Annotated in this window: 10 protein-coding genes; 2 read left to right on the plus strand and 8 right to left on the minus strand. The window is 73.4% G+C overall.

The features are described from left to right. Positions 1–173: 173 nt before the first annotated feature. Together M0M48_RS13455 and M0M48_RS13460 are read left to right on the plus strand one after the other, a co-directional pair. On the plus strand, positions 174–1,598 hold the full coding sequence (locus M0M48_RS13455; RefSeq protein WP_257751541.1) for a glycosyltransferase family 2 protein: 1,425 nt from the start codon (positions 174–176) through the stop codon (positions 1,596–1,598). Continuing rightward, positions 1,595–1,801 (plus strand): hypothetical protein, encoded by a 207-nt coding sequence (locus M0M48_RS13460; protein WP_257751542.1) that lies wholly within the window; start codon positions 1,595–1,597, stop codon positions 1,799–1,801. Before M0M48_RS13455 ends, M0M48_RS13460 begins: the two co-directional genes overlap by 4 nt. A gap of 52 nt (positions 1,802–1,853) precedes the next feature. On the opposite strand, the gene M0M48_RS13465 is transcribed toward M0M48_RS13460, so the two are convergent. The 8 genes from M0M48_RS13465 to M0M48_RS13500 all read right to left on the minus strand — a co-directional run bounded on the left by M0M48_RS13465 (position 1,854) and on the right by M0M48_RS13500 (position 11,908). Further along, on the minus strand, positions 1,854–2,897 hold the full coding sequence (locus M0M48_RS13465) for an iron-siderophore ABC transporter substrate-binding protein (protein ID WP_257751543.1): 1,044 nt from the start codon (positions 2,895–2,897) through the stop codon (positions 1,854–1,856). Positions 2,898–2,950: 53 nt separating this feature from the next. Beyond that, the gene (locus tag M0M48_RS13470; RefSeq protein ID WP_215816956.1) at positions 2,951–3,760 is read right to left on the minus strand and encodes an ABC transporter ATP-binding protein; all 810 of its coding nucleotides are present in this window, start codon (positions 3,758–3,760) and stop codon (positions 2,951–2,953) included. Beyond that, positions 3,757–4,791 (minus strand): FecCD family ABC transporter permease, encoded by a 1,035-nt coding sequence (locus M0M48_RS13475; RefSeq protein ID WP_257751544.1) that lies wholly within the window; start codon positions 4,789–4,791, stop codon positions 3,757–3,759. Before M0M48_RS13475 ends, M0M48_RS13470 begins: the two co-directional genes overlap by 4 nt. Next, positions 4,788–5,870 carry a FecCD family ABC transporter permease gene (locus tag M0M48_RS13480; RefSeq protein WP_257751545.1) on the minus strand — a complete coding sequence of 361 codons (1,083 nt, stop codon included), beginning with the start codon at positions 5,868–5,870 and terminating at the stop codon, positions 4,788–4,790. The genes M0M48_RS13475 and M0M48_RS13480 overlap by 4 nt, the downstream gene beginning before the upstream one ends. Positions 5,871–5,957: 87 nt before the next feature. Next, on the minus strand, positions 5,958–6,587 hold the full coding sequence (locus M0M48_RS13485; protein ID WP_257751546.1) for a hypothetical protein: 630 nt from the start codon (positions 6,585–6,587) through the stop codon (positions 5,958–5,960). Between the two features lie 178 nt (positions 6,588–6,765). Beyond that, positions 6,766–9,702 carry a bifunctional [glutamine synthetase] adenylyltransferase/[glutamine synthetase]-adenylyl-L-tyrosine phosphorylase gene (locus tag M0M48_RS13490; protein WP_257751547.1) on the minus strand — a complete coding sequence of 979 codons (2,937 nt, stop codon included), beginning with the start codon at positions 9,700–9,702 and terminating at the stop codon, positions 6,766–6,768. Between the two features lie 17 nt (positions 9,703–9,719). Further along, on the minus strand, positions 9,720–11,060 hold the full coding sequence (gene glnA, locus M0M48_RS13495; protein WP_215816961.1) for a type I glutamate--ammonia ligase: 1,341 nt from the start codon (positions 11,058–11,060) through the stop codon (positions 9,720–9,722). A 173-nt stretch (positions 11,061–11,233) separates the two neighbouring features. Further along, complete coding sequence (locus tag M0M48_RS13500; RefSeq protein WP_215816962.1) at positions 11,234–11,908, minus strand: helix-turn-helix transcriptional regulator; 675 nt, start codon at positions 11,906–11,908, stop codon at positions 11,234–11,236. Between the last annotated feature and the right edge of the window lie 48 nt (positions 11,909–11,956).

The raw sequence follows: 11,956 nt of genomic DNA on the forward strand, positions 1-11,956 counted from the left end.
CTGTGCTCGTCCATCGGCCGGAACGGGAGGGACCGAAGGAGATCGGGACCTTCGTCCCGGCCCGGTCTGCCGAACGGTCGGTTCCGCAGGCTCCGGCTGCGGCCCGGCGCCGGAATTGCCTAGTCTCGAAGGTGGAGGGACGTGCCAGGTGGCGACGAGAGGGAGGGAAAACCGTGCGCGGATTGCAGCGAGCCGTCGGCCTGCTGATCTTCGGGACCGCCGCGGCCGGAGCAGGACTGCTCTGGTGGTCGGTCTCGGGGACCCCAGGACGTGAGGAACGACCAGCGGACGGCCTGGTCCTGGGTGCCTGGCACCTGCTCTACGACACCGAGGCACCCAGCGTGCCGACCCTGAGCGCGGCCGCCGGGCTCGCGCTGCTCTTCGCCGCCGGCGTCGCGCTGCTCGAGCGGCGCATCGCCAACCGCGCCCGCCGCAGCGAGGACGGCGAGCGCCTGCCGCTCGCGCCCAAGCACGTCATGGCCGAGACCCGCGGGGTCTTCCACGGACCCGTCACGCTGACCGTGCTGGTCCCGGCCCACAACGAGGCCGCCAGCATCGGCGCCACTCTGGCCTCGCTCTTCGCCCAGTCCCGGCCTCCCGAGCGGGTGGTCGTCGTGGCCGACAACTGCACCGACGACACCGCGGCGATCGCCCGGGCCGGCGGCGCCGAGGTCTTCGCGACCGTCGCCAACGAGCACAAGAAGGCCGGCGGGCTCAACCAGGCGCTGCGCGACCTGCTGCCCAGCCAGGGCGAGAACGACCTGGTCATGGTGATGGACGCCGACACGGTGCTCGACGCCGGCTTCCTCGACTCCGTCGTGCGCCGGATGAGCGAGGACCGCGCGCTCATGGCGATCGGCGGGCTGTTCTACGGCGAGGACGGCAAGGGCCTCATCGGCCAGTTCCAGCGCAACGAATACACCCGCTACGCCCGCGACCTCCAGCGCCGCCGGGGCCGGGTCTTCGTGCTGACCGGCACCGCGACGGTGTTCCGGCCGCGCGCGCTGCGCACCGTCGCCGCCGAGCGGGGCCGGATCCTGCCCGGCGTACCGGGCGATGTCTACGACACCCTCGTGCTGACCGAGGACAACGAGATCACCCTGGCCCTCAAGACCCTCGGGGGCCTGGTCATCTCCCCCAGCGACTGCACCGTGGTCACCGAGGTGATGCCCACCTGGCGCACCCTGTGGGCCCAGCGGCTGCGCTGGCAGCGCGGCGCCCTGGAGAACCTCGGCGAGTACGGCATGCGCCCGGCGACCTTCCGCTACTGGGCCCAGCAGCTCGGCATCGGCTACGGCGTCATCGCGCTCGGCGCCTACCTGCTGCTGATGGCGCTCATGGCGCTGTCGTTCGACACCTGGGTGTGGTTCCCGTTCTGGCTCGGCACGGGCCTGATCTTCACCGTCGAGCGGATCGTCACGGTCTGGAAGGGCGGCTGGCGCGCCCGGCTGCTCGCGGCGACGCTGTTCCCCGAGCTCTTCTACGCGCTCTTCCTCGACATCGTCTACCTGAAGGGCATCATCGACATGTCGCTGGGCCGCACCGCCACGTGGAAGCACGTGGTCTCCACCCCGCACGGCCTCCGGGCGGACTCATGACCAGCCTCGGCATCCTCTTCCCCGAAGCGCTGGTGCGCAGCCACGCGTTCGGCATCCTCGCCGCGTTCGTGGCGATCAACACCGTCATCTACGTGGCGCTGTCGATCGCCAAGGCGCTGCCCAAGGTCTACGTCCGCGACCACCTGCCGCGCACCTACGAACGGGCCGAGACGCGCAGCATCCACCCGGACGGGCCGCGCTGACGCGCAGCGCGGACCCGTCGGCGGGTGGATGCGGGGAGGTGCTGCCTCGGGGCTACTTGGCGACGACGCCGGCCAGCGTGTCGATGAGGGACGGCAGGCCGTCCTTCCAGTTGTAGCTCAGCGCGGTCGGCGGCGAGACCGACGAGACGTTGACCCGGCCGACGACCTGGGCGACCGAGCCGCTCTTGACCGCGGGGATGGCCAGGGCCTTCTGGTCCTTGAGCATGGCCGCGGCCTCGTCGTCGTTGTCGTGGTAGCTGATGATCACGTCGGCGTCGAGCTCGTCGGCCTTCTCGTAGCTCATCTCGAAGAAGAAGCCACCCTTGGAGCTGTCGAGCTTGGCCACGCTCGGCGCGACCTCGAAGCCGAGCTTGGCCATGATCGCCACGCGCGGGTCGAGGGCGGTGTAGATCGACAGCGCGTTGGGGCTGGCCCAGATGCCGGCGATCGTCTTGCCCGCGAACTCGGGGTGCTTCTCGGCCTCGTCGGCGAAGAAGGTGTCGATGTCGCCGAGGATCTTCTCGCCCTGCGCGCTGCGGCCGAGGGCCTTGGCGGTGATGCTGATGGTCTCGTCCCACGGCGTGGTCCAGGGACCCTCGGGGAAGGCGACGACCGGGGCGATGTCGCTGAGCGTCTTGTACTGCTCCTCGGTCAGGCCCGAGTAGGGCGCGAGGATCAGGTCGGGCTTGGCCGCGATGAACTCGTCGTAGGGCACGGTGGTGCCCGAGCCGTCGTCGGTGAGGAGCGCCGGGTGCTCGACGTCGGCCTTGTCGTAGGCCTCCTCGACCCAGGGCAGGAGGTTGTCCTTGCCGACGGTCCACAGCTGCTCGGCCACGGCGACCGGGTAGACGCCCGAGGCGATGGCCGCCTCGGTCGAGCCCCAGCCCCAGGTGGCGACGCGCTTCGGCTCCTCCTTGATCACGGTCTCGCCGTAGGCGTTCTCGATCGTGATCGGGAAGCTGTCGGTGGCCGCACCGGTGGTCTTGCCCTCGTCGGCCGCCTTGTCGTTCTCGCTGCCGCAGGCCGTCAGGGCCAGGGCCGCCGTCGTGGCCGCCACCAGGGCGGCCGCACGGCGGAAGGCACGTGTCGTACGCACGCGTCTCTCCTCGTTGGTTCGGGGTTAGGTAAGCGTAACCTAACAGTATTCGGTCAGGACGCCGCGATCGCGGCGGATCGTGGACGCCCCCGCGGGACGACGAGCGGTCCGCCGGTCACCGGGTCGGGGATGATCTCGGCGTCGAGGCCGAAGGCGTCGCGCACCGAGGCCACGGTCAGCACCTCCCCCGGCGCTCCCTCGCCGACGACCCGGCCGCCGGACATGACGACCATGTGGTCGGCATAGCGCGCGGCGTGGTTGAGCTCGTGGAGCACCATCACGACGGTGGTCCCCCGCTCGGCGTTGAGGTCGGCCAGCAGGTCGAGGAGCTCGAGCTGGTGGGTGACGTCGAGATAGGTGGTCGGCTCGTCGAGCAGCACCGCGCTGGTCTCCTGGGCGAGCACCATCGCGATCCAGACCCGCTGGCGCTGGCCGCCGGAGAGCTCCTCGAGGCGGCGCTCGGCCAGCTCGGCGACCCCGGTGGCCTCGAGCGCACGCATCACGACGACGTCGTCGTCGCTGGAGTGGCGGCCGAACCAGCCCTGGTGCGGGAACCGGCCCCGGCTGACCAGCTCGGCCACCCGGACGCCGTCCGGGGCGACCGACGACTGGGGCAGCACGCCGATCAGCCGGGCGAGCTGCTTGCGCGAGAGCGCGCCGATGTCCTGGCCGTCGACCGTGACGCTGCCCGCGGCGTGGGGGTGCAGCCGGGCCAGGCCGCGCAGCAGCGTGGACTTGCCGCAGGCGTTGGGCCCGACGATCGCGGTGACCTTGCCCGGGGGCAGGACCAGGTCGAGGTTCTCGATCACGTGGTGGTTGCGGTAGCCGAGCGAGAGCCCGGTGGCGGTGATCGCGGTGCTCATGAGGTCGCCTTTCGGTCGCTGCGGGCGAGCAGCCAGAGGAGGTACGGCGCGCCGATCAGGCCGGTGACGACGCCGACGGGCGCGTCGAGCCCCAACGGCGCCGCCTGGCCGACCACGTCGGCGGCGAGGGTGAGGGTGGCGCCGACGACCGCGGACGGCAGCAGCGCGGCCCCGCCGTCGTCGACCAGCCGGCGGGCGATGGCCGGCGAGACCAGCGCGACGAAGGCGATCGGTCCGGCCACCGCGGTCGCGAGCGCGACCAGGCCGACCCCGACCAGCAGCGCCAGCGCACGGGCCCGGTTGGGGGCGACGCCGAGGCCGCTGGCGTGCTCGTCGCCGAGCGCGAGTGGGCGCAGGTCGCGGCCCACGACCAGGCCCAGCACCAGCAGCACACCGACGCCCAGCGCGAGCAGGCCGAGCATGCCGTCGCGGATGTCGGCCACGCTGCCGACGGTCCACAGCAGGACGGTCCCGCCCTCGCGCAGGTCGGCCTCGGAGAGCCGCCAGGCGATGAGCGAGGCGCAGACGTACGACAGGCCGACGCCGACGAGCACGAACCGGATGCCGTGCAGTCCCCCGCGCCAGGCCAGCGCCCAGATCGCGACCGCCGTGGCGAGCCCGCCGAGCAGGGCCGAGCCGGTGATCGCGAGCCCGGTGGCGCCATACGCGGTGATGGCGGTGATCGCGCCGAGCGAGGCACCGCCGGAGATGCCGAGGATGTCGGGGCTGGCGAGGTTGTTGCGCAGCGTGTACTGGAAGAGCGCACCGGCCAGGCCGAACGCGAGCCCGGCCAGGATCGCGGCGAGCCCGCGCGGGAGCTGGAGCTTCTGCACGACGAGCAGGTCGAAGCGGTCGCCGACCCCGAAGATCGCGGGCAGCGCCCGCTCGGGCGGTACGCCGGCCATGCCCATGTTGAGGCTGACCAGCACCAGCACGAGGCAGGCGAGGAGACCGACGAGCACCACCGCACCCGCCCGGGTACGACGGCGCCTGCGCAGCCGGACCAACGGCAGGGTGGGCAGCGTGGTCACAGGCCCGCCACCCGTCGTCCGCGGGCGACCGCGACCAGCACCGGGGCGCCGATCAGGGCGGCGACGACACCGGCCTCGAGCTCGTCCTGGCGGACCAGCCGGCCGATGATGTCGGCCGCGACGAGGAGGATCGGGCCGAGCAGCGCGCACAGCGGCACCACCCAGCGGTAGTCCTGGCCGATCAGGCGCCGCGCCGCATGCGGCACGACGAGGCCGACCAGGGCGATCGGTCCGGCCAGCGCGGTGGCGGCACCGGCGAGCGCGACGATCGCGACTCCGGCCAGCAGGCGCGTCGTACCGACGCTCTGGCCGAGGGCGGCCGCGACGTCGTCGCCGAGCGCCAGGCCGTTGAGGCGGTGGGCGACGAACAGCGCGAGCACCAGGCCGACCAGCAGGAACGGCCACAGGCCCGCGACCGCGTCGACGTCACGTCCGGTGAGCGCGCCGACCGACCAGAACCGGAGCTGGTTGAAGGCGTCGACGTCGCGGAAGAGCAGCAGCGTCGAGATCGGCACCATGAGCGCCGTGACGGTCGCCCCGGCCAGCGCCAGGTGCACCGGGCGCCCGTGCCCGATCGCGAACACGAGGACGAACGCGAGCGCGGCGCCGAGGAAGCCGAACCACACCGAGACACCGGGGTTGACCACGCCGAACGCCGTCGCCGCGACGACGATGCCGAGCGAGGCACCGGCGTTGAGGCCGAGCAGTCCGGGGTCGGCCAGCGGGTTGCGGGTGATCGCCTGGGCGAGACCGCCGGCCAGGCCGAGCGCGGCTCCGGCCAGGACGCCGATGATCGTGCGCGGCACCCGCTGCCCCCGGATCACGTCGTGGTCGACGTTCCCGGCGACCGGGTCGACGAGGGCCTGCCAGGTCTCGCGGAGGGCGACGCCACGCACGCCGAGGGCGAGGCTGAGCGCGACCGCCACGAGGAGCAGCACGACGGCGGCGACGATCACGGCGACCCGGCGGCCGCGGCCGGTGCGGACCGCCCCGGCCGGGCCCGTCGGGCCGGCCGGGGCCTCCGGGGACGGCTCCGGTGACGCCTGCGCCGAGGCCTCCGGGGACGCGGGTGGCTCCACCCCGCCACCCGCACGAAGTGAGGTTTGCATTACCTAAGCATCGCACAGGCGGACCGGTCCCCCGGCCGGGTGCCGGTGTGCCGGGGCTCAGGGGTTGGCGAGGGCGAGCGGCGGCATCGCGGTGTTGGTCCAGTAGCCGCCCACCGCGATCGGGTCGCCCACGACGACGTCGATCGCCACGCACGGAGCGCCGCCCACCGCGGCCGTGACGCCGAGGCCGGAGGGCCCCGCGACCGGGGTGAACCGCTGGCTGCCGACCGCGAAGGTGCCGTCGACGACCCCGGTGACCTCGATGGCGCACCCGGCGACGTTCCCGCTGATCTTGACCTGGCTCAGCCGTGCGGGCCACAGCCCGCCGCTCGGGTCGCCGGTCATCGCGAGCCGCCAGGTCGGGGCCAGCGCGAAGGTGACCGGACCCCAGAGGGTGTTGGTGCAGCCGGCGCTGGCCAGCGTCGGCAGGTTGACCGCCGGGGCCGGGTAGGCGCGGCTGAGACCGGGGCTGCTCACCCCGCCGGCCATGGTGAACGACGCGCACGTGATCGTCTGGCCGTTGGGGATGTCGGTCAGGCTGATGCCGGTACCGACCAGGTTGACCGCCGGACCGCCCGTCGGCGTGTAGGTCGTGAAGGCCTGGGCCGGGGGCGTCGCCGTCAGCAGCACCGTGGCCACCGAGGCGACCGCGACGAGCCGGCCGCGCAGGCTCCGCGTGATCGTCATGCGGCCACCCTCGGCACCGCCCTCACGAGGGTCAACGCCGGGCGCGGCGGACCGAGCAGAATCCAGACGCACGTCCGGAAAAAGGGCGTCGGGCCGCGACCTCTGGGGGGGTCGGTCGCGGCCCGACACCGCACATCATGACATATCGATCGCGCCTGCGGGCGAGGCCTGGCAAACCTCACTCCCAGAAGACGCGGTCCACCACGGCATGGGCGCGACGGGTCACCCGGAGGTAGTCGTCGAGCAGCCGGTCGGTCTCGACGAGCTGGTAGCCGAGCATGGCCGCGACGGCCCGGCGCTCCAGCGTCGCCATCGGGAACTGGTCCCCCGGACGGCCCCGCGCGAGGAGCAGCGCGTTGCGGACCCGGGTCGCCATCCGCCACCCGGTGCCGAGGGTCTCGGCCTCCTCGTGGGTGATCAGGTCGGCCTCGGCGGCCGCGGCGAGGGCGGCGAGCGTCTGCGCCGTCCGGAGCCCCGGTACGGCGGCGCCGTGGCGCAGCTGCAGCAGCTGGATCGTCCACTCGATGTCGGCCAGTCCCCCGCGGCCGAGCTTGAGGTGCAGGGCCGGGTCGGCACCGCGCGGCAGCCGCTCCTTGTCGACGCGGCCCTTGATCCGGCGCACCTCGCGCACGGCGTCCTCGTCGAGGCCCTGCTCGGGGTAGCGCAGCGGGTCGATGAGCGCGGTGAACCGCTCGCGCAGGCCCGGGTCGCCCACGACCGCGTCGGCACGCAGCAGCGCCTGGGCCTCCCACACGTGCGACCACTTCGCGTAATAGGCCGCATAGGCGTCGAGGGTGCGCACCAGCGGGCCGTTGCGGCCCTCGGGGCGCAGGTCGGCGTCGACGACGAGCGCCGGGTCGGGGCCCGGGGCGCCGAGCACCCGGCGCAGCTCCTCGGCCACCGCCCGCGCGTACGACGCCGCCTCCTGCGGGTCGGCACCCGCGACCGGTTCGTGCACGAAGAGCACGTCGGCGTCGCTGCCGTAGGACAGCTCGAAGCCGCCGTAGCGCCCCATCGCGATGACCGCGAGCCGGGTCGGCGCCGCGGTGAGCCCGCGCTGGGCGGCCACGGACTGCTCGGCCACCTGCAGGGTCGCCTCGAGCGTCGCGTCGGTGAGCCGGGTGAGCGCGAAGCCGACGTCGGCCACGTCGACGAGGCCGAGCACGTCGCCGGCCGCGATCCGCAGCAGCTCGCGCCGGCGGACGCCGCGCACCGCCCGGACTGCCTTGTCGCCGCCCTCCTGGCGCCGCGCAGTGGCGACCATCTCGTCGACGAGCGCCGCGGAGCCGAGCGGGGTCAGGTCCCCGGCGAGCAGGCGGACCCCGGCGGGCTCGCGCTCCAGCAGGTCGGTGCAGTAGCGCGAGGTGCCGAGCAGGTGGGCCAGCCGCTCGGCGGCCTCGCCCTCGTCGCGCAGCGTGGAGAGGTACCAGGGCGTGCGGCCCAACGCCTCGCTGATCCGGCGGAAGCCGAACAGCCCGCCGTCGGGGTCGGGGCACTCGGCGAACCACTGGAGCATCGCGGGCAGCAGCGTGCGCTGGATGGTCGCGGTCCGCGAGACCCCGGCGGTCAGCGCCTCGAGGTTGCGCAGGGCGGCGCCCGGGTCGGCGTACCCGAGGGCGGAGAGACGGGCACCGGCGGCCTCGGAGGAGAGGCGCACCTCGTCGGACCCGATCCGGGCGACGGCGGAGAGCAGCGGGCGGTAGAAGATCTTCTGGTGCAGCCGGCTGACCTCGCGGCGGTGGTGCTGCCAGGTGTCGTCGAGCCGCTTCTCGGACTCCTTGAGGAAGCCGAGGCTGCGGCCGAGCCGGCGCAGCGACGCCTCGTCGGCCGGGACGACGTGCGTGCGCTGGAGGCGGTGGAGCTGGATGCGGTGCTCGAGCTGGCGCAGGAAGGCGTAGGCCCGGTGCAGCGCCTCGCCGTCCTCGCGGCCGACGTACCCGTTCTCGGTGAGGCGGGCCAGCGCGCTCAGCGTGGTCGGGGGGCGGATCCGCTCGTCGGCCCGGCCGTGCACGAGCTGGAGCAGCTGGACGGCGAACTCCACGTCGCGCAGGCCGCCGGCGCCGAGCTTGAGCTGGCGGTCGGCCTCCTTGGCGGGGATGTGGTCGAGCACCCGGCGGCGCATCGCGCGGGCGGCGTCGACGAAGCCCTCGCGGTCGGCGGCCGACCACACCATCGGCGCGACCATCGCGACGAACTCCCTGCCCAGCGCCAGGTCGCCGGCCACCGGCCGGGCCTTGAGCAGCGCCTGGAACTCCCACTGCTCGGCCCACCGCTCGTAGTAGGCCTGGTGGCTGCTGAGCGTGCGGCTCAGCGGACCGGCCTTGCCCTCGGGGCGCAGCGCCGCGTCGACCGGCCAGATCGTGCCCTCGGCGGTGTGGTCGGAGCAGACCTGCATCATCTGGGCCGCGAGCCGCGCGGCGACCCGCTCGTCGCCGTCGTGGACGAAGATCACGTCGACGTCGGAGACGTAGTTGAGCTCGTGCCCGCCGCACTTGCCCATCGCGATCACGGCCAGGCGCGGACCCTCCGCCTCGGCCCCGATCCGGGCCCGGGCCACCGCGAGCGCCGCGTCGAGCGTGCCCGCGGCGAGGTCGGAGAGCTCGGCGGCGGCATCGTCGACCGCGAGGTCGTGGGCCAGGTCGCGCGCGGCGAGCCGGAGCAGCTGGCGGCGGTACTCCACCCGCAGCGCGTCGACCGCCTCGCGGTCCGGCAGCCCCGTGACCGCGTCGAGCAGCGCCGCCCGCATGGCGTACGCCGCCGGCCGGGTCGAGCCCAGCGCCGGGTCGGTCAGCTCGCGCCAGTGCTCCGGGTGGTGACCGAGGTGCTCGGCCAGCGCGGCGCTCGCGCCGAGCACCGACAGCAGCCGCATCGCGGTGCCCTCGTCCTCGCGCACGGCACGCACCAGCGCGGCGCGCTCGTCCTCGCCCTGCTGCTCCCCCGCGGCGTCGGCGAGCCGGACCAGCCCGCGCAGCGCGGCGTCCGGGTCCGCCGTACGGCCGAGGTAGGCGAGCAGGTCCGCCGCCCCCGGGCCGAGCTCGGCCAACCCGGCCTGGGCTCCGTCGAGGTCGACGAAGCCGAGGCGGATGAGCTCGGTGCGCGGGGTGGCGCGGGGCATCGGCGTGGGCGTCGGGCTCAGAGGACGGGAAGCATCCGGTCGCGCTCGAACACCGAGACCTGGCCGCGGTACTCGTCCCACTCCGCGCGCTTGTTGCGCAGGAAGTAGTCGAAGACCTGCTCGCCCAGCGTCTCGGCGAGGAGCTCGGAGCGCTCGGCGACGACGATCGCCTCGTGCAGGCTCTTGGGCAGCGGCTCGATGCCGAGGCTGCGCCGCTCGCGCTCGGTGAGCGCCCAGACGTCGTCCTCGGCCTCGCGCGGGAGCTCGTAGTCGTTCTCGATGCCCTTGAGCCCGGCGGCCAGCACGGCGGCGTAGGCCAGGTAGGGATTGCACGCGGAGTCGACGCTGCGCAGCTCGATGCGGGTCGACTGCCCCTTGAGCGGCTTGTACATCGGCACCCGGATCATCGCGGAGCGGTTGTTGTGCCCCCAGCAGATGTACGACGGCGCCTCGCCCCCGAACATCATCCGCTTGTAGGAGTTGACCCACTGGTTGGTCACCACGCTGATCTCGCTGGCGTGCTTGAGCACCCCGGCGATGAACTGGCGGCCGGTCTTGGAGAGCTGGTACTCCGCGCCCGCCTCGTAGAAGGCGTTCTGGTCGCCCTCGAAGAGCGACACGTGGGTGTGCATGCCGGAACCGGGGTGGTCGGTGAACGGCTTGGGCATGAACGTCGCCCAGATCCCCTGGTTGAGCGCGACCTCCCGGATCACCGTGCGGAAGGTCATGATGTTGTCGGCGGTGGTGAGCGCGTCGGCGTACCGCAGGTCGATCTCCTGCTGGCCCGGGCCGCCCTCGTGGTGGCTGAACTCCACCGAGATGCCCATCGCCTCGAGCATCGTGATCGCCTCGCGCCGGAAGTCCGAGCCGTGCGAGTGGGCGGCGTGGTCGAAGTAGCCGCTGCGGTCGATCGGCACCGGCTCGACACCCGGCTGCGGCTCGTCCTTGAACAGGTAGAACTCGATCTCGGGGTGGGTGTAGAAGGTGAACCCCTGCTCGGCGGCCTTGCCCAGCGTCCGCTTGAGCACGTTGCGCGGGTCGGCGTAGGACGCCGAGCCGTCGGGCATCACGATGTCGCAGAACATCCGCGCGGTCGCCGGACCCTCCATGCTGCGCCACGGCAGGATCTGGAAGGTCGTCGGGTCGGGCAGCGCCAGCATGTCGGCCTCGTAGACCCGCGCGAAGCCCTCGATCGCCGAGCCGTCGAAGCCGATCCCCTCGGAGAAGGCGCCCTCGAGCTCGGCCGGAGCGACGGCGACGGACTTGAGGAAGCCCAGCACGTCGGTGAACCAGAGCCGGACGAACCGGACGTCGCGCTCCTCGAGCGCGCGGAGAACGAAGTCCTCTTGCTTACCCATGGGCACACCCTAGGGGGTGTCGGTCTCCTGGGCGCCGTCGCGAGCGGTGTTTGCGGCCGATCTGGCAAGGCGGAGGAGCGAAGGCGGGCCGGAGGGCCCGTCGAGTCTCCGACAACGCCGCCAGATCGAGTCGCAAACGCCGCGCAGCAGGCGACCAGGAGACCGACACCCCCTCAAGGCGTGCGTGTTTCGGGCAGGAGTCGGACACAGCAGCCAGGCCCCGGCGGGACCGCCGCGACGGTGCTCCCCGTACCACCGAGGCGACCTGCCAGACCCGTGACGAAGGCGCGGTTGACGCCGCAGACCAGGTCGCGGTGACCCGCGGCCAGCAGGTCGAAGGGGCAGTTGGTCAGCTCGACGGCACCGTCCTGGTCCGCCCGCGGCTCGTAGCCGAGCGGCACCAGGGCCTCGGCCAGCGTGGCCTCCCCGGCGTTCCCGGCGACCTGGTCGGCGGCATGGTCGGCCGCGGCGGTGAGCGCGGCGCTCATCGGCGTCCCGGCCAGCGCGCGCTCGGCGGCGTCGGCGAGCACCTGCCCGGCCAGGTCGTAGCGCCGGCTCGGGACGCTGACCACCAGCTCGCGCCGGGCGCGCCGGTAGAGCTTGGCCGGGCGGCCCGCGCCGGGACCGGTACGGCCGGTGAGCCGGCGGAACTCGGTGACGAGCAGGCCCTCGTCGACCAGGCGCTCGAGGTGGAACTTCGCCGTGTGCCGGGGTACGTCGACCCCGCTCGCCGCCTGGTCCCGGCTCACCGCGCCGGGCTGCTCGGCGACGAACCGGTAGAGCGCCCGTCGTACCGGGTCGGCCAGGCTGCCGACCCGCGCGACCCGTCGTCCGAACGCCTCGTCCATGGCTCGGTCCCCCTCCAGGCTCCCGCTCGAGTTTCTAGCGGACACGAG

Source organism: Pimelobacter simplex, from assembly GCF_024662235.1.
Classification (GTDB): Bacteria; Actinomycetota; Actinomycetes; order Propionibacteriales; family Nocardioidaceae; genus Nocardioides.